Here is a 22,631-nt window from a genome sequence, read left to right as displayed (position 1 = left end):
CGGAGGTGTCGCGAAAAACGTGGCGGGAAGCCGGGAATGAGCACAGGGTCAATGCAGCCTAACGCTAAAGCGGTGCGGATGCCCGGACTTCACGCTCTTTGTCCCGCATGATGAGGCTGCATGCCATGCTGCGACGACGGGAACTGCGGACAATGTCACACTCCTCCCCATCCTGCCCGACTTGGGGGTCTGGCGGAGGTAAATGTTGGCGGCCAACAGTCCTCGTCAGAGCGGGGAATTGCTAGCGTATTCCGGGCCGGCAGAAGTGCGGGACCGACCGAAAGATGTTCGAGGCGAGGCACACCATGGACGCTCCGACCACCACGTCGGCCGACAAGGGCACTTCAGGAGAGAGCGGAGGGGGCGGCTGGTTCGCCCCCCGTAAGGCACCGGGCGGCGAAGGCCGGCCGGGCTCCGGGGCGACGCCTGGGCCCACAGGCCGTGGTGAGGCGGCGGGAAGGGACCGAATATCCGTCCCGAGCCGCTCACTCGCTTCCATACGCCCGGTGGGCTCCGGGGCGTCCCGTCCCGTACCGCCACGGCGTGAGAGTCCCGGGGGCCATGAGTCCCCGGCGGATCCGGTCTCCCGCCGGCCGGCGCCACCGGACGATGTCCCCGATGCCTTCCGCCCCCGGAACAAGGGCCTTCGTGGTGACGGCCCGGCCGCTCATCCACCGGTGCACGAGGGTCCCGGCGCGACCGCGGGCAGCGGCGGGCCCGCCTCCGAAGCAGCCGCGGAAGCCGCCGTACGGTCCGCAGGCGCGCGTCCTGCCCCCGCGCGGCCCGACTCCGGGGAGCCACCCGCCGCGCCGCCCGCGGCCGGGCCGGGCGTCGCCGCCGGGCCCGAGGTCGCGCCGCGTCATGGCACGCCGTCGCCATCGGGAGCGTCCGTCTCGGCCGCGCTGCCCCCGGAGGCCCCTGCTCCGCAACCGGCCGCCGCTGCCGCCCAACCAGAGGCCCCTGCTTCACAACCGGCTGCCGCGGCCCCCCGACCGGCCGCCGGTCAGGGTGCCTCCGCCACCGACCGCCAGGCGTCCCCCGACGCGATCCTCATCCGCCGCACCCTGGCCGAGATCGCCCCTGTCGCGGACCAGGTCACCTCCTACTTCTACGCGCTGCTCTTCGTCCGCCACCCGGACCTGCGCAACCTGTTCCCCGTCGCCATGGACGCCCAGCGTGACCGGCTCCTCAAAGCGCTGCTCACCGCCGCCGAACACATGGACTCACCGGCGGTCCTCACCGACTACCTCCGGCAACTCGGACGAGGACACCGGAAGTACGGCACCCAGGCCACGCACTACCCCGCTGTCGGCGAGGCCCTCATCGGCGCGCTGACCCGCTATGCCTCCACCACCTGGGACGACGCCACCGAGGACGCCTGGGTCAGGACGTACACCACCATCTCGCAGATCATGATCGACGCGGCGGCCGAGAACGAGTCGCACGCTCCCGCCTGGTGGCAGGCCGAGGTGGTCTCGCACGAACTCCGGACCTCCGACATCGCCGTGGTCACGGTCCGCCCCGACCAGCCGTATCCCTTTCGCGCCGGGCAGTACACCAGCCTGGAGACCCCCTGGTGGCCGCGCGTGTGGCGGCACTACTCCTTCGCCTCGGCGCCCCGTCCGGACGGTCTGCTCTCCTTCCATGTCAAGGCGGTCCCCGCAGGCTGGGTGTCCAACGCCCTGGTGCATCACGCCCGCCCCGGCGATGTCCTCCGCCTCGGTCCTCCGGCCGGCTCCATGACCGTCGACCACAGCACGGACAACGGCCTGCTCTGCCTGGGCGGAGGCACCGGTATCGCCCCCATCAAGGCGCTGATCGAGGACGTCGCCGAGCATGGGCACCGGCGTCAGGTCGAGGTCTTCTACGGAGCGCGCAGCGATCAGGACCTGTATGACATCGACACGATGCTGCGGCTGGAGAGCGTGCACCCCTGGCTCGCGGTGCGCGCGGTGGTCGCGGAGGGGCCCAGCCTGGGCCTCACGGGACAGCTACCGGAAGCGGTGCGCGACTACGGCCCCTGGCATGAGTACGACGCCTATCTGTCCGGCCCGCCAGGCATGATCCGCAGCGGGCTCGACGCGCTCAGGGGCGCCGGTATCCCGTCGGATCGGATCCGCCACGACTCCCTCGATGAACTGGTCAGGGCCTGACGGTCCTGTCCGGTCGATCATCCGAGGTCGGGGGCGTGCATCGCCCGCACACCCTCGATATTGCCGTCCAGGTAGTGGCGCAGGGACAGCGGTACGAGATGGACGGCGGCGATGCCGACCCGGCTGAACGGCACGCGGACGATCTCGTACTCCCCGCACGGCTCCTCGATCTCGGGGCCGTGCCGGAGCGAGGGGTCCATCGACTCCAGCCGGCAGACGAAGAAGTGCTGTACCTTCACGCCGGCCACGCCGCCCTCGGCGATGTGCTCGACGGTGTCGACGAAGCAGGGCACCACGTCGATGATCTTGGCTCCGAGCTCCTCGTCCACTTCCCGGTGGAGCGCGTCGACGACCGTGGCGTCCCCCGCCTCCACCCCGCCACCTGGGGTGATCCAGTAGGGATCCACCCCGGGCTTGGTGCGTTTGATCAGGATCAGGTCGTCGCCGTCGAGCAGGATGGCGCGTGAGGTGCGCTTGACCACGGGCCGTTCGGTCATGGGAAGAGGTTGGCCCGTGACACCCGTTCTGAAACTTTCGCCGGCTCCGCCGTCACCAGTCCACCGCAGCGCGCAGCAGCCACTCGTGCGCCCGCGCGACCGGCGGGAGGGAGAGTGTCCCGGCGCGTACGACCAGGAAATACGTCCGCAGCGGCGGCACCGGCGGATCGAGCAGGGCGACCACTTCTCCGCGCTCCAGCGCCGCCTCGCAGAGATAACGCGGCAGCACGGCCAGGCCCGCTCCCGCCGCCGTGCACTCCAGGACGGCGCGCAGATCCGGGGCGATCACGGTCGCCGCGGCGGCGGGCCGGGTGTCGAAGACGGCCGCCCAGTAGCGGGAGACAAACGGCAGTGATTCATGCACCTCCACCACCGGTAGGTGCTCCAGCACCACATGCCCCTCGCGCAGCACGTTGTGCCCCAGACGCGCCGCCCAGCGCGGCGCGGCGACCAGTACGTGCTCCTCGTCGCAGAGCGGAGTGGCGGTCAGCAGTCCGCCGCGTGGCCGGGCCGTGGCGATGGCCAGATCATGATGTCCGGCAGCCAGCCCCTCCAGGGTTTCCTCGGCGTTGCCGAAGAAAGACGTGCGCAGCGCCAGTCCCTGGGCGGTCAGCGGGGCGAGCGCGGGAAGCGCCCGCAGGGAGGTGAACTCCGGCGGTCCTGCCAGATGCAGCGTGCGGGCACCGGATTCCTCGTCGAGGCCGGTCTCGGCGATCTCGATCAGCGCGTCGAGATGAGGGGCGGCCCGGTGGGCGAGTTCGTCGCCGATCGTCGTGGGCGTCACACCCCGGGCCTGGCGCAGAAAGAGCGGCCGGCCGAGCTGCCGTTCCAGTGTCCGGATCTGGCCGGTCACCGCGGGCTGCGAGAGGCCCAGCAGGGCCGCCGCGCGGGTGAAGGAGCCGGCTCGGTGCACGGTGACAAAGGTGCGCAGCAGAGCCAGGTCCATGTCCCGCGCTCCTCGTCCCCGCAGCGTCTTCGAGCGGTCAACTATAAATAAGTCGATAGCTTGCTGTCGCTACTGTGATTGGACACTGACGCAGAGTCAACTAGCCTTGGGCGAGTGGTTCTCCGCGCGTGGAACCTGGGACGGTCCGAGCCACGAGGGGGGAGGCTCGGACCGTCCGGCGCACGGGGGGTGTGTTGTCACTACCCGCCCTAACGCCCCGGGGCTCAGCACGCCGCTTCGTCCAGGGCGCGCAGCACGTCCGCGATCAGGTCCTCGGTGTCCTCGGCTCCGACGGAGAACCGGATGAAGCCCTCCGGTACGGCGTCACCGCCCCACCGGCCGCGCCGCTCGGCGGTGGACCGTACGCCGCCGAAACTCGTCGCGTCGTCCACCAGCAGCAGCCCGTCGAGAAAACGCTCGGCCCACTCCCGGCCGGGCAGGACGAACGACACCACGGACCCGAAGCGCCGCATCTGCCGCGAGGCGACGGCGTACGAGGGATCACTGGGCAGCCCGGGATAGCGCAGCCCGCTCACCTCGTCGCGCCCCTCCAGAGCCCGGGCCAGCTCCAGCGCGCTCGCGCACTGCCGGTCGGCGCGTAGCTGGAGAGTGGCCAGCGAGCGGTGCGCGAGCCAGGCCTCCATCGGCCCGGGGATGGCCCCGACGACCTTGCGCCAGCGCCGGACATCCGCCGCCAGTTCGGGATCGGCGCAGGTCACATGGCCGAGCAGGATATCGCCATGGCCTGTCATGCCCTTGGTGTCACTGGCCACCGAGAAGTCCGCGCCCAGTTCCAGCGGACGCTGGCCGAGCGGGGTGGCGAGGGTGTTGTCGACGGCGACGAGCGCGCCGGCGGCATGGGCCTCGCTCACCGCGTGCCGTATGTCGCAGACGTCGAGCCCGGGGTTGGACGGTGTCTCGATCCAGAGCAGCCGGGCGCCGTCGAGGAGCCGTAGCTGGGCATCGCCCCCGGTCGGCGCGGTCCGCACCGCCACGCCGTAGGCCTCAAGGCGCTCCCGCAGCAGTGGCAGGGCCTGATATCCGTCGTCCGGCAGGACGACCGCGTCGCCGGCCCGGAGCTGGGAGAAGAGCACCGCGGAGATCGCGGCCATCCCGGAGGCGAAGGCTATGGTCTCCACCGGCTGCCCCGGCGCCTCCAGCTCGCCGATGGCCCGTTCCAGATGGGTCCAGGTCGGGTTCTCGTCCCGGCCGTAGGTGTACGGCCCGGTCGGCTCGCCCGGCAGATGGAAGTGGGCGGCGAAAACCGGCCCCGGCAGGGTCGGTTCGTACTTCACCGGGTCAGGAAGCCCCGCCCGTACGGCCCGTGTGCCGTCCCCGATGGTCATGACGCCTCCACGATCGTGTTTCTCACGGTGGCGAGCAGCGCGCGGCTCGCCATCTCCACCGTCCGGCGGCGGATGTCGCCGGCGCGGTTCTGGCAGGTGTGACACATAGGACTCACAGGGCCGTCAGTCCTTGTCGTCGGGGAGTACGACATGCAGCGCCCACGACACGATCGAGATGATCAGAGCACCGAGGACCGCGGTCCAGAAGCCTTCGACATGGAAGCTCAGGTCCAGCTTGCCCGCGAGCCACGAGGTCAGCAGCAGCATCAGGGCGTTGATCACCAGGGTGATCAAGCCCAGGGTGAGTATGAACAGCGGCAGCGTCAGCAGCTGCACGATCGGCTTGACGACGAAGTTCACCAGGCCGAAGAGGAGGGCGACGAGCACCAAGGTCAAAGCCTTCTTGCCGGTGCTGTCACCGGTGAGGTCGATGTCCTGGATCAGCCAGATCGCGACTGCCAGCGCAGCGGCGTTGGCGATCGTCTTGACTACGAAATTCTTCATGTGTCTGATCGTGGCATGAAGGCATTCCGACTGGATGAGCTGGAGGCGGAGCGTGCCGCCAACGACGGGGCATATCTGCAGTTTGTGCGGGAACGCAACATGTCTGTGGGGCTGTACGCGCTGGACGCCGGGGAGACCGACCCGCAGCAGCCGCACCGGCAGGACGAGGTGTACCTCGTGGTGAGCGGCCGTGCGTCGATCACTGTGGGGATGGAGACGACCCACGTCGGCCGGGGCAGCGTCGTCTACGTACCGGCCGGAGTCGCGCACAAGTTCCACCACATCACGGAGGATCTGCGGGTGATGGTCGTGTTCTCGCCGCCCGAGGGGTGAGAGCGATCCCAGCCCCCGCTCGAACTGCCCTGCCTCCCCGACCCTCAGGTCCGTCTCAGGGTGGGATCAGGGAAGAGCGGGGGACGCGAGTCCGCCGCGGACGCCTCCTCGCCTCTAGCATCTGGTGAGTAGGGCAGATGTCTGACGTATCGGGTGAAGCGAGGTAGCGACGATGGCGGTTCGGGACATTTTCACGGGAATGCCGTGGTGGGTGAAGTGGATCGCGGTGCCCCTGATCGCCATCGTCGTGTTCGGCGGACTGATCGTCAGCGTGGTCGCGTTTGTGATCGGCATCCTCTTCAAGCTGCTGCTCTTCGTGGCTCTGGTGGGGGGACTGATCTACGTCGTGAGGAAGTTCATGTCGTCCTCGTCGTCCCGCGGCGACTGGTAAGAGGCTGACAGTCAGTGCGGCCGTTAGCCCGAGCGGGGGAAAGGTGAACGGCAAACCAACTCAGGCCCCGGCCTGGCCCTAGAGTGACTGCTCTCGCCGCGCTCCGGGAAGATCGCATTCGCGCTGACCACAGGTTTAATGCGATTTTCCGGGCGGGGCCTCAGGATTCCTCGGGTCCGCCTCAGAGCTCCTTCGGTCCCTTGGTCCCCAGGGGTGCGGCGGGCGCGCGGGGGCGGCCCCCGCGGGCGGGCCCCTGCCCGTCAGCACGCCTGGGGATGACCTTTGGCCACAGCAACAAGAACCGCAGCCCCTACCCTGATCGGATCGGTGCAGCGAGCGCTGCGACTGCTGGAGTCCGCGGGCTCCCATCCGGACGGAGCCCCCGCGAAGCAGCTCGCCCGCGAGGCCGGTCTGCCGCTTCCCACTGCCTATCACCTGTTGCGCACGCTGGCGCACGAGGGCTATCTCCGTCGTGAGCGGGGCGTCTTTGTTCTCGGCGAGGCGGCGGAGAATCTGGGGCACGGCGGAGCGCTGCAGAATCGTCGCAGCAAGATCGCTGATTCGATCGGCCACTGGCGGGACACCATCGGGGCCCCGGTCTACTTCGCGCTCTACCACGAGGGCGAGATCGATCTGATCGCCGTCGCCGACAGCCCCTCGGCCCCCGCGGTCAACGAATGGGCCGACTTCCGTGAGACGGCGCATGCCCACGCGATCGGGCTGTGTCTGCTGAGTCAGCTCGACGACGAGTCACGGCGCGATCATCTGGACCGTCACCCTGTCCGCCCCCTCACGTCCCACACCGTGCCGGACCGGAACGCCCTGCTGAGACGCCTCGGCTCCCTGGGGCGCATGGAGCCCGTCGTGGCACGGCAGGAGTACGCGCTCGGCACACTCTGCGCGGCCGTTCCGGTCACCGCCGGAACCACTGCCGCCACAGTGGCCATTTCTCTACCACTCGATCAGCAGCAGAGACTGCTCCCTGCGGCAGAATGGTTACGCAGGGAGATCGGTTGCATGCTGAGCGCGTTCGCCTTCTCTATCAGTATCTGAAAAATTACTCCTTGTGATCCGCTAGCGCGTACAGGACTATTGCGTCAAGGTCCGCATGGATCATTCCCAGCCACGCTTTATCTACTCCGGGGTGCACGATGCGCGAGTCGGTCCAGGCCGAGGTCCTGATGAGCTTCCTCGTCTCCGAGGAGCTCTCGTTCCGGATTCCGGTGGAACTCCATTACGAGATGGGGGATCCCTACGCGGTGCGCATGACCTTCCATCTCCCCGGCGACGCTCCCGTCACCTGGACCTTCGGCCGCGAATTGCTGCTCGACGGCATCAACACACCCAGCGGGGACGGTGACGTACGCATCGCGCCGACCGTGCCCGAGGACCTCTCCGACGTACACATCCGCCTCCAGGTCGGTGACGACCGCGCGCTCTTCCGCGTGAGCGCGGCGCCGCTGGTGGCCTTCCTCGACCGGACCGACCGACTGGTTCCACTCGGCCAGGAGCGCACGCTCGGCGACTTCGAGGGCAGTCTGGAGGAAGCGCTCGGCCGCATCCTCGCCGAGGAGAACGCCGGCTAGGTGTACCGGCCCGTGAGGTTGGGGACGCGGTCGGCCTGAAGCGCACCGTACGGACCTGCTATTTCTTGTGGCGCCGGCCCCTGCCCTCGGCTCCGGACACGCGTGCGCTCTGTCCGGGCAGGGAAGGGGCCGACGCGGAGCCCGTGGACCCGGGCTCCGGGCTCCCGGAAGGCCCGGACCGGTCGGCGGAGACCACCAGCGCGGCCAGAGCCGTTGTCACCGGCACCGACGCGACCAGGCCGATCGAGCCCACCAGGGTGCGCACGATCTCCTCCGCCACCAGCTCGCTGTTGGCGACGGTGCCCACGCCCGACCGCGCGATCGAGAACAGCAGCAGAAGAGGCAGTGCCGCGCCCGCGTAGGCGAGTACAAGCGTATTGACCACCGAGGCGATGTGGTCCCGGCCGATCCGGATCGCCGCCCGGTAGAGCGCGCGCGGCCCCATCGACGGATCCGCCTGATGCAGCTCCCAGACCGCTGAGGTCTGCGTCACGGTCACATCGTCCAGTACGCCGAGCGAACCGATGATGACGCCGGCCAGCAGCAGACCACTCATATCGATCCCTGGATAGAGACCGTGGATCAGTCCGGTGCTGTCGTCGGTGTTGCCGGTCAGACTCGCCCAGCCGATGAAGAGCGATCCCAGCAGTCCGATCAGTAGGAGCGAGATCAGAGTGCCCAGGACGGCGACCGAGGTGCGCGCCGTGAGCCCGTGGCACATATAGAGCGCGATCAACATGATCGCGCTCGCCCCGACCACGGCCACGACCAGCGGATTCGAGCCCTGCAGTATCGCGGGCAGGATGAACAGCGTCAGTACGGCGAACGAGACGGCGAGCGCGACGAGCGCCATCACCCCTCGCATCCGGCCCACCACGACAACCGCGAGAGCGAAGATCCCGGCCAGCAGAGCCATGGGGAACTCGCGGTTCACATCGGTCACGGAGTACTGGAGATCATGGGGCGCGTCGGGTGCGTATGCCACCACCACGCCTTGTTTCACGTGAAACTGCCGGGGCGCGTCCGGCTGGACGATCTCAATAAATGTCCGCCCTTTCTCCTTGCCGGTCGTGACCTCGATCGCGGCCTTCGTGCAGTCTCCTGTCTCCGTCGGCCGGGGCGCATCGCCCGGCGGCGTCGACGCGGGGATCTGGGAGGCGTTGACGTCCTTGCAGTCGACCTGCTCGATCTGCACCACCCTGCCCTGCTGGGTCTGCCGGTCGAAGCCGACACCGCTGCGTTCGTGCGAGGGCGCGCCACCCGGCCAGAGCACGGCGAGGCCGACGACTACCGCAGCCGCGAAGGGAATCAGGACCGCCGCGATGACCTTGCGGAGGTGCCGGGAGACCGGTTCTGCGGGCCCATGACTGTGCGAGTGGCCATGAGGCTGACGAGTCTGCTGGGGTGAGGTCACCCCTGAATCATCGCAAGAAGGAAGAGGCCCTCTGTTCAGCGCGCCCGATGGAGCGCTAGCGTGGAGGCACCTTTGCACACGCGGGAGCTCGGAGCACCGGGCTGAGAGGGCGCTGATGGTGTGGTCCCGGGGGACATCCCCTGGACACCTTCGCTGCGCCGACCGCTGAACCTGTTACCGGGTAATGCCGGCGTAGGGAGTAGGTCTCATGACCGTTCAGGACGCACACACGTCTGCCTCCGACTCGGGGAATCCGAGCGGGGCCGAAAGGTCCATCGGCTGGCACAAGGGATATGTCCGGGGCTCGCGCCCGGACATCCAGGTGCCGGTCCGCCAGGTGCACCTCACCAATGGCAAGGACGTGACGCTGTACGACACCTCGGGGCCGTACACCGATCCCACCGTCGAGACCGATGTACGCCGCGGTCTCGTCCCACTGCGGGAAAACTGGATCATCGAGCGCGGGGACACCGAGGAGTACGCGGGCCGTCCCGCTCGCCCCGAGGACGACGGGCTCAAGCACACCTCACCGCGCGGAGGGCTGCGCAACCTCGACGCCGTCTTCCCCGGCAGGCCCCGTCAGCCGCGCCGGGCACGGAACGGGCAGCCGGTGACACAGCTCGCCTATGCCCGCCGCGGGGACATCACCCCGGAGATGGAGTACGTCGCGATCCGGGAGAATGTGCCGCCGGAGGTCGTCCGCGAGGAGATCGCCGCGGGCCGCGCCGTCCTGCCCGCCAATGTCAATCACCCGGAGATCGAGCCGATGATCATCGGCAAGCGGTTCCTGGTGAAGGTCAACGCCAATATCGGCAACTCTGCGGTCACCTCCTCCATCGAGGAGGAGGTGGACAAGATGACCTGGGCGACCCGCTGGGGCGCCGACACGGTCATGGACCTCTCCACCGGCCGCAATATCCACACCACGCGTGAGTGGGTGCTGCGCAATTCCCCCGTCCCCATCGGGACGGTGCCGCTCTACCAGGCGCTCGAAAAGGTCGACGGCAGGGCCGAGGAGCTGACCTGGGACATCTACAAGGACACGGTCATCGAGCAGGCCGAGCAGGGCGTCGACTACATGACGGTCCACGCCGGTGTACTGCTGCGGTATGTGCCGCTGACGGCCCGCCGCAAGACGGGCATCGTCTCCCGCGGCGGCTCGATCATGGCTGCCTGGTGCCTGGCGCACCACAAGGAGTCGTTCCTGTACGAGAACTTCGAGGAGCTGTGCGAGATCCTCGCGTCGTACGACGTGACGTACTCCCTCGGTGACGGGCTGCGGCCCGGCTCCATCGCCGATGCCAACGACGAGGCGCAGTTCGCCGAGCTGCGCACGCTGGGCGAGCTGAACTCGGTCGCCAAGCGGCTGGGCGTACAGACGATGATCGAAGGCCCGGGCCATGTCCCGATGCACAAGATCAAGGAGAACATCGACCTCCAGCAGGAGATCTGCGAGGAGGCGCCGTTCTACACGCTCGGTCCGCTGACGACCGATGTGGCGCCGGCGTACGACCACATCACCTCCGGCATCGGTGCCGCGATGATCGCCTGGTGGGGCACGGCGATGCTCTGCTACGTGACCCCCAAGGAGCACCTCGGGCTGCCCGACCGTGACGACGTCAAGACGGGCGTCATCACCTACAAGATCGCGGCGCATGCGGCGGACCTGGCCAAGGGCCACCCGGGCGCGCAGGACTGGGACGACGCCCTCTCCGACGCGCGCTTCGAGTTCCGCTGGGAGGACCAGTTCAATCTGGCTCTCGACCCGGACACGGCCAGGGAGTTCCATGACGAAACCCTCCCGGCCGAACCGGCGAAGACCGCGCACTTCTGCTCGATGTGTGGCCCCAAGTTCTGCTCGATGAAGATCTCGCAGGACATCAGGGCCCGGCACGGCGGTGACATGGAGACCGCCGAGATCGAGGCCGGTATGGCGGAGAAGTCCAAGGAGTTCGCCGCGGCCGGCAACCGCGTGTATCTGCCGCTGGCGGAGTAGGGCCTGCCCCCTCCGGGACCACGGTGTCTCCGGCCCGCGCCACAGCGGGCCGGAGACACGAAGTCGTGGCGAGCCGGCGGCACCGGATCGTCGGCGGGCCGGTGGGTACGCGGCTCTTGGACCGGCCGTGGTCAGCGGCGGCCGCGAGCCGGGAGCCGCTACTCCGGCTTGTGCTCCGGGCCGCCGAAATCGGGGCTGGTGAAGTCCGGGCTGGTGAAGGACGGGCGCTGGCCCGCGGTGGAGCCTTTGTCCGGACTGCTGAAATCGGGCCGGCTGTAGCCCATCCTGGGAAGGTGGCGCACTGTGCGGGGCGGCCCCGGTACGGCGGGGTCGGCGCTCGGATCGGCCAGGGCGGCCCGCAGAAACGGCAGAACGCCGCGTTCCAGCAGGGCGTGTCGCCAGGCTTCCCGCGCGCGGGCCACCTCGTCCGGCAGCTCGCCGTCCGAATCCTCCGCCGGGAGCTGGGTGGCACCGTTGCGCACGGCTGTGATCAGCAGACCCACCGCGGCCGCCAGGATGCCGATCGCGGTGACGGCGGCGAAGAACCAGCCGACGGCGAGCAGGGTGTCGGCGAAGGCGGGCGGCGGGCTGAGTGCTTTGAGGAGATAGCCGACGAGCAGGAAGATCGCCGCGGCGGTACCTCCGAGGACCGGGACCAGGACGGTGATGACGGCCGTCAGCCCCGCACCGGAGACGGTCGCGCCGCCCTCGGCGGGGTCGAGTACGGAACCGCGGACCGAGTCCGGCGAGGCGGGCGAGCGGGACTCCTCGCGCACCCCGGTGTAGTGCTCGTACTCGGCTGCGGCGGCCGTGGTTATCAGTGCCGTGGCGTTCAGGGCCATGGTGCGCAACTGCTCGGTGTTGAGCCGCTTTCCGACCGCGGCGAGATCCGGGCGGTCGTGTGCGTGGCGCAGCGCGTCGTCGAGGATCCGCTCGAAATCGACGCGATCCTCGCTCAGCAGGTGCGGAGCGCTTTTCATGTGCATCCCCCGATGCTCCGTAGGGCCGGTCGGCCCACGTGTAGCGGGCAGTTGGCGAAAGCGGAGGAGAGCCTGCTACGGATACGCCGATGGTAGAGCTGTTTTGGCGTGCGGTGACAGGGGGTTTGCGGAAATCACCCGCCGCGCGTTTTCAGTTGTGCAGGGGAAGCTGGACCACCAGCAGTTTTCCCGCCATGGTCACTCCACCGTCCATCGCGATGGCAAGTCCGTCGGCGTAGACGTGGGGCCCTTCCACCACCGGTCCCCTGTCCTCTTCGCCGTCCGGGGCGTCCTCGGCGCCGACTTCGCCGAGCAGATAGGGAATGGGGCTGTGGCCGTGGACGACGCGCTCTCCGCCGTACTGGGAAAGCAGTTCCTGGACGGCTTGTGGGCCGCCCTCGTCACGGAACGCGAAGCGTTTGGTGAGCTTGCGGAACAGATCCCAGCATTCGTCGGCGTCGTTGCGGGTGAGGATCTGATGGACGGTGTCGTTGACGTCCTCGATGGTGGACCCGTAGTCCAGATAGGCGGTGGTGTCGGAGTGCATGAAGAGGTGTCCGTCCTCCTCGACCACCGCGTCGAGCCGGGACATCCACTGCAGATGGACGTCCTGCAGGCGCTCCATGTCGGCTCTCTGGCCGCCGTTGAGCAGCCAGGCCGCCTGGAAAGTGGCGGTGCCCGCGCCGGAGTTGACGGGTGTGTCGCCGAACCGCTTGGCGCCGATGAACAGGAGTTCGTGATTGCCCATCAGGGCCTTGCAGTAGCCGCCGGCCGCGGCGGCCTCCGCGGAGAGCCGCATGACGAGATCGATGACGCCGATGCCGTCGGGGCCGCGATCGGTGAAGTCGCCCAGGAACCAGAGGCGGGCGGTGCCCGCGGCCCAGTGGCCCTCGGGGTCGACGAGGCCCTGTTCGGCGAGGGAGTCGAGGAGTTCGTCGAGATAGCCGTGGACGTCACCGACGACATAGAGGGGCCCGAGGCTGCCGGACCCGGCCGCCTCGGCGGCGACACGCACCTGGACGGTGTCCCCGCGGTTGATCACCGGGAGATCGCGTTCGGTGGGTGTGTAACCCTCCGGCAGTTCGTCGTCCGGGATGGCGTTGCCGGGATGCCCGGTGAGGCTGCCGGACGCCGGGACGGACTGCTCGGGCTGCCCGGACTGCACGGGAACCTGTGCGTACGGCGGGACGCGGAAGTCGCGCAACGTCGCCGTCCGCACCGCGGATCCCTGGCCGGCCCCCTGTGTCATCGACCCCTCCACCACCGTCGCGCCGCCGTACACCTCTCAGGCCCGCCTGATCGGATGGGGCTGAGCCCATCGGAGGCAGGGGAAGGTCTGTGGTGTCGTGCGCCCATCATAGGAACGCCGCTCCTCCTGTGTGACGCACCAGGGGTGGTGAATCCGATTGCACTTGTGGTTCACCGGCTGTTTTGGCGCCGATCGCCCGAAATGAGAAAGGTCTGGCCTTCGGTGGGGCGCCCGGGGGAGGAGTGTGACTCCCCCGGGCGCCGCTCAGTCGATCGCGGGGGACCTGGGGGCGCTGACCGTGGTGCGTGGCGGGCGCCGTTGGGAGGAGGTCCGGACGATCAGTTCGGTCGGTATCACCTGTTCGACCGGCCGGTCGGTCTCGATGCCCTCGATGGCGTCGATGAGGAGCTGGACGACGGCGGTGCCGATACGGCGCGGTTTGAGCGACAGCGTCGTGATGGGCGGTTCGGTGGCGGCGTAGACGGTGGACTCGCTGCAGCAGACCAGCAGCAGGTCCTCGGGTACGCGCAGTCCGTACCGCCGGGCGGCGGCGAGCAGATCGGTGCCATTGGGGTCGAAGAGCCCGTAGACGGCGTCGGGGCGGTCGGGACGGGCCAGGAGCCGGTCGGCGGCGACAGCCCCGGCGCACGGGTCGTGGGCGGGGTAGGACTCGTAGACCGGGTCCTGGCCGACGCGTTCGCACCAGCGCAGATACGCGGTGGTGGAGAGCCGGGTGTAGGTGTCCGTGGTGGTGCCGGTGAGCAGGCCGATCCGGCGGGCTCCGGCGGCGGCGAGGTGGTCGAGCAGGTCGAGGACGGCCGCCTCGTGGTCGTTGTCGACCCAGGCGGTGACGGGAAGGGTGCCGGCGGGCCGGCCGTCGGAGACGACGGGCAGTCCCTGGCGGACGAGTTCGGTGACGACGGGGTCGTGGTCGGACGGGTCGATGACGACGGTTCCGTCGAGTGCGACATTCGACCAGACGTCATGGCGGGAGGTGGCGGGGAGGATGACGAGGGCGTAGCCGCGGGCGAGCGCGGCGGAGGTCGCGGCCCTGGCCATCTCGGCGAAGTAGGCGAACTCGGTGAAGGTGAAAGGTTCATCCCCGTACGTCGTCACGGTGAGGCCGATGAGCCCCGATTTGCCGGTACGGAGGGTTCGGGCCGCCGCGGACGGCCGGTAGCCGAGGCGCTCCGCGACTTCTCGGACATGGCGTCGGGTGGCGTCGGGTAACCGCCCCTTGCCGTTGAGCGCGTCCGAGACAGTCGTGATGGAGACACCGGCGGCGGCGGCAACGTCCCGGATGCCCGCTCGACCTTGCCGGCTTCCCCGGCGCGTTGTGTCCGTCCGGCTCACCTGGTGTTTCCCTGCTGCTGTCATGGCGAGCCGATAGTAGGGCTCGGGCGGACGGTTGGGACGGTCACACATTCACCTGGTAGCAGGCACGTTTCTGCATGATCCAAAGCACTGGGCGACCTTGGAATTCGGCAAGGTTGCGGGGTGTAGCTATGTTCTGCCATGCGTCGAGGGGTGTGGACCTGTCGATAGGTCCATGTTTCGAAGAGGTCTCAACTCACCTCTACGAGGGACGCGCGCCACGGCGCGCGCCACCGGCGCCCCTCAAGATGGCGAGCGCCTCCTGGCTCGGCGCCGCACTTTCCCCGGGTCTCTTCCACGGCGTCGCTCAATCCTCGGCACAGGCCATTCGCAGGGGCCGCGAATCCTCATAGGGTGAGGAGTATTGAGGTTGCATGGACCCGTGAACGGCCGAGGAGGACCTGCGGTGAGTGATACGAGCCCCAAGCTGCGCGCCGAACTGAACGGCATCCCCATGTACAAGCCGGGCAAGCCGGCGGCGTCCGGCGGTCCTGTCGCGTACAAGCTGTCCTCCAACGAGAACCCGTATCCGCCGCTGCCCGGAGTGATGGAGCAGGCGATCTCGGCCGCCGGGGTGTTCAACCGCTATCCGGACCTGGCCTGCACCGGCCTGATCAACGAACTGGCCGAACGCTTCGGGGTGCCGGCGTCGCACCTGGCCACCGGCACCGGGTCGGTGGGGGTCGCCCAGCAGTTGCTGCAGGCCACGGCTGGCCCCGGTGGCGAGGTCATCTACGCCTGGCGGTCCTTCGAGGCGTATCCGATCATCACCCAGATCTCGGGCGCGGCGTCCGTCAGAGTGCCGCTGACCCCGGCCGAGGCGCACGATCTGGACGCCATGGCCGGGGCGATCACCGACCGGACCCGGCTGATCTTCGTCTGCAACCCCAACAACCCGACCGGGACGGTGGTGCGCCGGGCCGAGCTGGAACGGTTCCTCGACCGGGTGCCCGACGATGTGCTGGTGGTGCTGGACGAGGCGTACCGCGAGTTCAACCGCGACGCCGAGGTGCCGGACGGGGTCGACATCTACCGCGACCGCCCGAATGTCGCCGTGCTGCGTACCTTCTCCAAGGCGTACGGGCTGGCCGGTCTGCGAGTCGGTTTCGCGATCGCGCGCGAGCCGGTGGCGGAGGCCCTGCGCAAGACCGCGGTGCCCTTCGGTGTGAGCCATATCGCCCAGGAGGCGGCGGTCGCCTCGCTGCACGCCGAGGACGCGTTGCTGGAGCGGGTCGGCGCGCTCGTGACGGAGCGGCAGCGGGTCCATGAGGCCCTGTCCGGCCAGGGCTGGACCGTGCCCGAGACCCAGGCCAACTTCGTCTGGCTCCGGCTCGGGGAGCGCACGCTCGACTTCGCGGCGGCCTGCGAGGCGGCCGGCGTGGTGGTACGGCCCTTTGTGAACGAGGGCGTGCGGGTCACGATCGGTGAGCCCGAGGCCAATGACATCTTCCTGGGGGCCGCCGAGGCGTTCCGTAAGGAGCTGTAGCCCGGCCGGGGCCGAGCCGGGGCGGTGTGATCAGGGGCGGTCTCGTCGAGGCCGCCCTTCGGCGTCTCGCCGGTCCTCCCGTGCGGAGCCCCCGGGCGCCGGACGGCCGGGGGCGTGTCCTGAGGCACCCCCCCCGCACAAAGATCCGGAAAGGGGTGCGACATAATGCTTGTGAATGTGAACGCGTTCACAAGCTCACCCTGATTTCTGGCGCTTCGTCCGGGATGAAAGGGGTGAACCGGCTGTGGACACGGCGACGTAAGGAGAGATGACGTGGACCTCGCTCTGGCGCCGGAGACCCTGGCGCGCTGGCAGTTCGGCATCACCACCGTCTACCACTTCCTCTTCGTCCCGCTGACGATCTCGCTCGCCGCGCTGACCGCGGGGCTGCAGACCGCGTGGGTCCGTACAGAGAATCCCAAGTACCTCAAGGCCACGAAGTTCTGGGGCAAGCTCTTCTTGATCAATATCGCCATGGGTGTCGTCACCGGCATCGTGCAGGAGTTCCAGTTCGGAATGAACTGGTCCGACTACTCACGATTCGTCGGCGACATCTTCGGCGCCCCGCTCGCCTTCGAGGCGCTGATCGCCTTCTTCTTCGAATCCACCTTCATCGGCCTGTGGATCTTCGGCTGGGACAAGCTGCCGAAAAAGATCCATCTGGCCTGCATATGGATGGTCTCGATCGGCACGCTCCTCTCCGCCTACTTCATCCTGGCGGCCAACTCCTGGATGCAGCACCCGGTCGGTTTCCGGATCAACGAGAAGGCCGGACGGGCCGAACTCACCGACTTCTGGGCGGTGCTCACCCAGAACACCGCACTGACCCAGTTCTTCCACACCCTGACCGCCGCCTTTCTCGTCGGCGGGGCCTTCATGGTCGGGATAGCGGCCTTCCATCTGGCCCGCAAGAAGCACATCCCGGTGATGCGCACCTCGCTGCGGCTGGGCCTGGTCACCGTGGTGATCGCGGGACTGCTCACCGCCGTCAGCGGTGACTTCCTGGGCAAGGTCATGTTCAAGCAGCAGCCGATGAAGATGGCCGCGGCGGAAGCGCTGTGGGACGGCGAGGCGCCCGCGCCGTTCTCCGTGTTCGCCTACGGAGATGTCGAGAAGGGCCACAACAGCGTCGCCATCGAGATCCCCGGGCTGCTGTCCTTCCTCGCCAACGACGACTTCAGCTCTCATGTCCCCGGCATCAACGACGTCAACAAGTCCGAGCAGCAGAAATTCGGCCCCGGCGACTACCGCCCCAATATCCCCGTCGCCTACTGGGGCTTCCGCTGGATGATCGGCTTCGGCATGACGTCCTTCGCCATCGGTCTGCTCGGGCTCTGGCTCACCCGCAGGAAGTTCCTGCTGCCACCCGCGCTGCGGACGGGCGAGGACGAGGTACCGCGTCTGGTGCTCTTCAGAAGCAAGGCGCTCAGCCCGAAGTTCGCCCGGTGGTACTGGATCACGGCCCTCTGGACGCTGCTCTTCCCGCTGATAGCCAATTCGTGGGGCTGGATCTTCACCGAGACCGGACGCCAGCCATGGGTCGTGTATGGAGTGCTGCGCACGGCCGACGCGGTCTCCCCCGAGGTCTCCCAGGCGGAGGTGCTCACCTCGATGATCATCTTCACCCTGCTCTACGCGGTCCTCGCGGTCATCGAGGTCAAGCTGCTGGTGAAGTACGTCAAGGCCGGCCCGCCCGAACTCACGGACGCCGACCTCAATCCGCCCACAAAGATCGGCGGCGACCAGACGGACGCCGACCGGCCGATGGCCTTCTCGTACTGAGGACTTGAGGAGCTATGGAACTCCATGACGTCTGGTTCGTCCTGATCGCCGTCCTGTGGACCGGCTACTTCTTCCTTGAGGGATTCGACTTCGGCATCGGAATCCTCACCAAACTGCTCGCCCGCGACCGCAAGGAACGGCGCGTCCTCATCAACACCATCGGACCGGTCTGGGACGGCAACGAGGTCTGGCTGCTGACCGCGGGCGGGGCGACCTTCGCCGCCTTCCCGGAGTGGTACGCCACTCTCTTCTCCGGCTTCTATCTGCCGCTGCTGCTCATCCTGGTCTGCCTGATCGTGCGCGGTGTCGCCTTCGAATACCGGGCCAAGCGGCCCGAGGAGAACTGGCAGCGCAACTGGGAACACGCCATCTTCTGGACCTCCCTGCTGCCGGCCGTGCTCTGGGGCGTCGCCTTCGGCAATATTGTGCGGGGCGTGAAGATCGACGCGCGGATGGAGTACGTCGGCGATCTCGGGGACCTGCTCAACCCCTACGCCATCCTGGGCGGGCTGGTGACCCTGGCCCTCTTCACCTTCCACGGCACCGTGTTCGCCGCGCTCAAGACGGTGGGGGACATCCGGGTACGGGCCAGGAAGCTGGCGCTCACCCTGGGAGTGGTCACCGCTGTACTGGCGCTCGGCTTCCTGCTGTGGACCCAGGCGGACCACGGGGACGCCAAGAGCCTGGTCGCGATGATCGTCGCGGTGGCCGCGCTGGCCGGTGCGATCGGCGCCGTGGCGGCGGGCCGGGAAGGCTGGTCGTTCGCCCTCTCCGGGGTGACGATCGTGGCCGCGGTGGCCATGCTCTTCCTGACGCTCTTCCCGAATGTCATGCCGTCCTCGCTGAACGAGCAATGGAACCTCACGGTCACCAACGCCTCGTCGACCCCGTACACCCTGAAGATCATGACGTGGTGCGCGGGTATCGCGACCCCCCTCGTGCTGCTCTACCAGGGCTGGACGTACTGGGTGTTCCGCAAGCGGATCGGTACCCAGCACATCGCCGACGCGTAACCGCTGTGCGCGTCCGGTGGGACGCAGGACAAGGAGTGGGTGTTTCACGTGAAACCAATCGACCCGCGTCTGCTCCACTACGCCCGGGCCACACGTTTTTTCCTGGTGGCCGTGGTGGTTCTCGGCCTGGCCGGCGCGGGGCTGGTGATCGCTCAGGCCATGCTGATCGCCGACGTGGTGGTGGGCGCCTTCCAGCGCGGGCTCGACGGCTCCGAGCTGCGCACTCCCCTGCTCCTGCTGGGCGCGGTCGCCGTCGGGCGCGGTCTGGTCTCCTGGCTGACCGAGCTGGCCGCCCACCGCGCGAGCGCCGCGGTCAAGTCCGAACTGCGCGGGCGGCTGCTGGCACGGGCGGCCGAACTGGGTCCTCGGTGGCTGAGCGGACAGCGCACCGGTTCGCTCGTCACGCTGGCCACCCGAGGGGTCGACGCCCTGGACGACTACTTCGCGCGCTATCTGCCGCAACTGGGCCTGGCGATCGTGGTGCCGGTGGCCGTCCTGGCGCGGATCGTCACCGAGGACTGGGTCTCGGCAGCGGTCATCGTGCTGACGCTGCCGCTGATTCCGGTGTTCATGGCGCTCATCGGCTGGGCGACCCAGTCACGGATGGACCGTCAGTGGCGGCTGCTGTCACGGCTGTCGGGCCACTTCCTGGATGTGGTGGCCGGGCTGCCGACACTCAAGGTCTTCGGACGGGCCAAGGCGCAGGCCGAGTCGATACGCGAGATCACCTCGGAGTACCGGAGGGCGACCCTGCGCACCTTGCGGATCGCCTTTCTGTCGTCCTTCGCGCTGGAACTGCTCTCGACGCTGTCGGTGGCGCTGGTCGCCGTGGGCATCGGGATGCGCCTCGTCCATGGAGATCTCGACCTCTACACCGGGCTGGTCGTGCTGGTCCTCGCGCCCGAGGCATATCTGCCGCTCCGGCAGGTGGGCGCGCAGTACCACGCGGCGGCCGAGGGGCTTTCCGCCGCGGAGGAGATCTTCACCGTCCTGGAGACCGAGCCGCCGGCGAACGGTACGGGCGAGGTGCCGGGCGCCCCGCGCCTGGAACTGGACGGTGTGACGGTCCGCCACGACGGGCGTGCGGAACCGTCGCTGGAAGCCGCCACCCTGACGGTCGAGCCGGGGGAGACGGTCGCTCTCGTCGGCCCCAGCGGGGCCGGGAAATCCACCCTGCTCAATGTGCTGCTCGGGTTCGCCGTACCCGACGAGGGCCGGGTGCGGGTCGACAGCCGGGATCTGTCCTCCCTCGACCTGCACCGCTGGCGGGACCGGATCGCCTGGGTCCCGCAGCAGCCGTATCTCTTCGCGGGGACGATCGCGGAGAACATACGCCTGGCCCGGCCTGACGCGGACGACGCGGCGGTACGGCAGGCACTGGGGGACGCGGGGGCGCATGACTTCGTGACGGCGCTCCCCCGGGGCATGGACACCGCGCTCGGCGAAGACGGCGCGGGTCTCTCGGCGGGGCAGCGCCAACGGCTCGCCCTGGCACGGGCCTTCCTGGCGGACCGGCCGTTGCTGCTGCTGGACGAACCCACCGCGGCGCTCGACGGGGAGACCGAGGCGGGCATCGTCGACGCCGTACGGCGGCTCTCGGCGGGCCGCACCGTGGTGCTGGTCGTCCACCGGCCGGCGCTGCTCGGGGTGGCGGACCGGGTGATCGCGCTGCCGGAACGAGAGCCCCGCGAGCGGAAGGACCGAACGCGGGGGCTGACCGTCCCGGTCGGGCCGTCCGGGACCGCGCGGCAGTCCGTCCCCGGCGACGACCCGGCCGCGTCCGCAGGCCCGGCCCCGTCGGCGCCGCCCCGGGATCCCCTCGCGCGGGTTCGCGCGGCGGCCGGGACGCTGCGCGGCCGGTTCGGGCTGGCGCTGGTGCTCGGAAGCTGCGCGCTCGGCTCCGCCGTCGGCCTCATGGCGGTGTCCGGCTGGCTCATCTCGCGCGCGTCCGAGCAGCCGCCCGTGCTCTATCTGATGGTCGCTGTGACGGCGACCCGCGCCTTCGGCATCGGCCGGGCCGTCTTCCGGTACGCCGAGCGCATCGTGTCGCACGACGCGGTGCTCAGAATGCTCGCTGCCCTCAGGGTCTCCGTATACCGGCGGCTGGAGCGCATCGCGCCCGCCGGGCTGCGCGAGACCAGGCGCGGAGACCTGCTGTCCCGGCTGGTGGCCGATGTGGACGAACTCCAGGACTACTGGCTGCGCTGGCTGCTTCCCGTCGGCACCGCCGTACTCGTGGGAGCGGGCGCCGTCGGATTCACCGGGTGGCTGCTGCCGGAGGCGGGGGCCGTGCTGGCCGCCGGACTGCTCGCAGCGGGAGTGGGCGCACCGCTGGTGAGCGGCGCCTGCGCCCGCCGGGCGGAGCGGCAACTGGCCCCGGCGCGCGGAGTACTGGCGAGTCTGGTGGCCGATCTGCTCAGGGGCACCGCGGAACTGACCGTCGCCGGCGCGCTGAAGGACCGGCTGCGCCGGACGCGCGAGGCCGACGCGGCACTGACGTCCATCGCCTCGCGGGGCGCCACCGCCAACGCGCTCGGCAGCGGCCTCTCCGCGCTCGTCTGCGGCCTGACGGTGGCCGCCGCCGCGGTCGTAGGGGTGAGGGCCGTCCATGACGGCCGGCTCGCGGGCATCGAGCTGGCCGTTGTTGTGCTCACTCCGCTCGCCGCGTTCGAAGCGGTCACGGGCCTGCCCCTCGCCGTGCGGTACCGGCAGCGGGCCAGGCGCAGCGCGGAGCGGGTGTACGAGGTGCTCGACGCCCCCGTCCCCGTACAGGAACCGGACCGGCCGGCCGCCGCTCCCATGTCGCCCTTCCCGCTGGAGGTGCGGCGGCTGTCCGCCCGGTACGCCGGGCAGCGGCAGGACGCGCTCAGCGGCTTCGATCTGACGCTGACCGCCGGGAAACGGGTCGCTGTCGTCGGTCCCTCCGGCTCGGGCAAGACCACACTCGCCCAGGTCCTGCTGCGCTTCCTCGACGCGCGAGAGGGCACCTGCCGCCTCGGCGGGACGGACACGGCAGGGCTGGACGGGGACACCGTCCGGCGCTTCGTCGGGCTGTGCGCCCAGGACGCGCACCTCTTCGACAGTTCCGTACGGGAGAACCTCCGGCTCGCCCGTACGGACGCGACCGAGGACGAACTGCGTGACGCCCTGGGCCGGGCCCGGCTGCTCGACTGGGTCGACGCGCTGCCCGCCGGACTCGACACGCTCGTCGGGGAGCACGGCGCCCAGCTCTCCGGCGGGCAGCGGCAGCGGCTGGCGCTGGCCCGCGCGCTGCTCGCGGACTTCCCCGTGCTGGTCCTGGACGAACCGGCCGAGCACCTGGACCTGGCGACGGCGGACGCCCTGACCGCCGATCTGCTGGAGGCGACAGAGGGAAGGACGACGCTGCTGATCACCCACCGGCTCCGGGGACTGGACGCGGTCGACGAGGTGATCGTGCTGGAGCAGGGCTGTGCCGTGCAGCGCGGACCCTATGACGACCTGGTCGCCGGTGAGGGGCCGCTGCGGCGGATGCTGGAACGGGAACGCGCCGGTGATCTCCTTGACGCCCAGCAGCCGACTTTCCCTATCAAATAGGGCTT

General features: G+C 69.2%; 18 protein-coding genes and 1 riboswitch. Of the genes, 10 read left to right on the top strand and 8 right to left on the bottom strand.

Annotated elements, in window-relative coordinates:
- The first annotated feature begins 284 nt into the window (after positions 1-284).
- On the top strand, positions 285-2,153 hold the full coding sequence (locus ABZ707_RS11950) for a globin domain-containing protein (RefSeq protein WP_360171796.1): 1,869 nt from the start codon (positions 285-287) through the stop codon (positions 2,151-2,153).
- A 17-nt stretch (positions 2,154-2,170) separates the two neighbouring features.
- On the opposite strand, the gene ABZ707_RS11945 is transcribed toward ABZ707_RS11950, so the two are convergent.
- The 4 genes from ABZ707_RS11945 to ABZ707_RS11930 form a co-directional block, all read right to left on the bottom strand.
- Positions 2,171-2,650 carry an NUDIX hydrolase gene (locus ABZ707_RS11945; protein WP_360171793.1) on the bottom strand — a complete coding sequence of 160 codons (480 nt, stop codon included), beginning with the start codon at positions 2,648-2,650 and terminating at the stop codon, positions 2,171-2,173.
- Positions 2,651-2,702: 52 nt separating this feature from the next.
- On the bottom strand, positions 2,703-3,596 hold the full coding sequence (locus ABZ707_RS11940; protein WP_360171790.1) for a LysR family transcriptional regulator: 894 nt from the start codon (positions 3,594-3,596) through the stop codon (positions 2,703-2,705).
- Positions 3,597-3,820: 224 nt separating this feature from the next.
- Positions 3,821-4,942, bottom strand: a complete 1,122-nt coding sequence (locus ABZ707_RS11935; protein WP_360171787.1) for a cystathionine gamma-lyase — start codon at positions 4,940-4,942, stop codon at positions 3,821-3,823.
- Between the two features lie 123 nt (positions 4,943-5,065).
- Entirely contained in the window at positions 5,066-5,446 is a 381-nt protein-coding gene (locus ABZ707_RS11930) for a phage holin family protein (protein WP_360171784.1), read from the bottom strand.
- A 15-nt stretch (positions 5,447-5,461) separates the two neighbouring features.
- On the opposite strand from ABZ707_RS11930, the gene ABZ707_RS11925 reads away from it, so the two are divergent.
- The 4 genes from ABZ707_RS11925 (at position 5,462) to ABZ707_RS11910 (ending at position 7,756) form a co-directional block, all read left to right on the top strand.
- A complete protein-coding gene (locus ABZ707_RS11925; RefSeq protein ID WP_319681760.1) occupies positions 5,462-5,779 on the top strand; it encodes a cupin domain-containing protein in 318 nt (105 codons plus the stop codon).
- A 172-nt stretch (positions 5,780-5,951) separates the two neighbouring features.
- Positions 5,952-6,170 carry a DUF5326 family protein gene (locus tag ABZ707_RS11920; protein WP_360171781.1) on the top strand — a complete coding sequence of 73 codons (219 nt, stop codon included), beginning with the start codon at positions 5,952-5,954 and terminating at the stop codon, positions 6,168-6,170.
- 282 nt (positions 6,171-6,452) lie between these two features.
- Positions 6,453-7,223, top strand: a complete 771-nt coding sequence (locus ABZ707_RS11915) for a helix-turn-helix domain-containing protein (RefSeq protein ID WP_360171778.1) — start codon at positions 6,453-6,455, stop codon at positions 7,221-7,223.
- 98 nt (positions 7,224-7,321) lie between these two features.
- A complete protein-coding gene (locus ABZ707_RS11910) occupies positions 7,322-7,756 on the top strand; it encodes an SsgA family sporulation/cell division regulator (protein ID WP_360171775.1) in 435 nt (144 codons plus the stop codon).
- A 58-nt stretch (positions 7,757-7,814) separates the two neighbouring features.
- Here ABZ707_RS11910 and ABZ707_RS11905 read toward each other — a convergent pair whose 3' ends face one another.
- Positions 7,815-9,170 (bottom strand): YibE/F family protein, encoded by a 1,356-nt coding sequence (locus tag ABZ707_RS11905; RefSeq protein WP_360171772.1) that lies wholly within the window; start codon positions 9,168-9,170, stop codon positions 7,815-7,817.
- A gap of 70 nt (positions 9,171-9,240) precedes the next feature.
- Positions 9,241-9,386, top strand: a riboswitch (TPP riboswitch).
- On the opposite strand from ABZ707_RS11905, the gene thiC reads away from it, so the two are divergent.
- The gene (thiC, locus tag ABZ707_RS11900; RefSeq protein WP_360171769.1) at positions 9,379-11,166 is read left to right on the top strand and encodes a phosphomethylpyrimidine synthase ThiC; all 1,788 of its coding nucleotides are present in this window, start codon (positions 9,379-9,381) and stop codon (positions 11,164-11,166) included. It overlaps the preceding riboswitch by 8 nt.
- A 158-nt stretch (positions 11,167-11,324) precedes the next feature.
- Here the strand turns inward: thiC and ABZ707_RS11895 are convergent, their stop codons facing one another.
- From ABZ707_RS11895 to ABZ707_RS11885, 3 genes are all read right to left on the bottom strand, one after another.
- Positions 11,325-12,152 carry a hypothetical protein gene (locus ABZ707_RS11895; RefSeq protein WP_360171766.1) on the bottom strand — a complete coding sequence of 276 codons (828 nt, stop codon included), beginning with the start codon at positions 12,150-12,152 and terminating at the stop codon, positions 11,325-11,327.
- Positions 12,153-12,297: 145 nt separating this feature from the next.
- A complete protein-coding gene (locus ABZ707_RS11890) occupies positions 12,298-13,395 on the bottom strand; it encodes a metallophosphoesterase (protein ID WP_360171763.1) in 1,098 nt (365 codons plus the stop codon).
- Positions 13,396-13,659: 264 nt separating this feature from the next.
- Positions 13,660-14,772, bottom strand: a complete 1,113-nt coding sequence (locus tag ABZ707_RS11885) for a LacI family DNA-binding transcriptional regulator (protein ID WP_360171760.1) — start codon at positions 14,770-14,772, stop codon at positions 13,660-13,662.
- A 403-nt stretch (positions 14,773-15,175) separates the two neighbouring features.
- Between ABZ707_RS11885 and hisC the strand changes: the two genes are divergently transcribed.
- The 4 genes from hisC to cydD all read left to right on the top strand — a co-directional run bounded on the left by hisC (position 15,176) and on the right by cydD (position 22,626).
- Positions 15,176-16,255, top strand: coding sequence for a histidinol-phosphate transaminase (gene hisC, locus ABZ707_RS11880; protein WP_360171757.1), 1,080 nt, complete (start codon positions 15,176-15,178; stop codon positions 16,253-16,255).
- 273 nt (positions 16,256-16,528) lie between these two features.
- Positions 16,529-18,037, top strand: coding sequence for a cytochrome ubiquinol oxidase subunit I (locus ABZ707_RS11875; RefSeq protein ID WP_360171754.1), 1,509 nt, complete (start codon positions 16,529-16,531; stop codon positions 18,035-18,037).
- A gap of 14 nt (positions 18,038-18,051) precedes the next feature.
- The gene (gene cydB, locus ABZ707_RS11870; protein ID WP_360171751.1) at positions 18,052-19,050 is read left to right on the top strand and encodes a cytochrome d ubiquinol oxidase subunit II; all 999 of its coding nucleotides are present in this window, start codon (positions 18,052-18,054) and stop codon (positions 19,048-19,050) included.
- A gap of 48 nt (positions 19,051-19,098) precedes the next feature.
- Positions 19,099-22,626 carry a thiol reductant ABC exporter subunit CydD gene (gene cydD / locus ABZ707_RS11865; protein ID WP_360171748.1) on the top strand — a complete coding sequence of 1,176 codons (3,528 nt, stop codon included), beginning with the start codon at positions 19,099-19,101 and terminating at the stop codon, positions 22,624-22,626.
- Positions 22,627-22,631 lie beyond the last annotated feature (5 nt).

The sequence above is a fragment of the Streptomyces sp. NPDC006923 genome (genome assembly GCF_040635655.1).
Lineage (GTDB): Bacteria > Actinomycetota > Actinomycetes > Streptomycetales > Streptomycetaceae > Streptomyces.
Note: the sequence above shows the minus strand (reverse complement) of the source record. Positions and strands in the feature narration are given on the sequence as shown.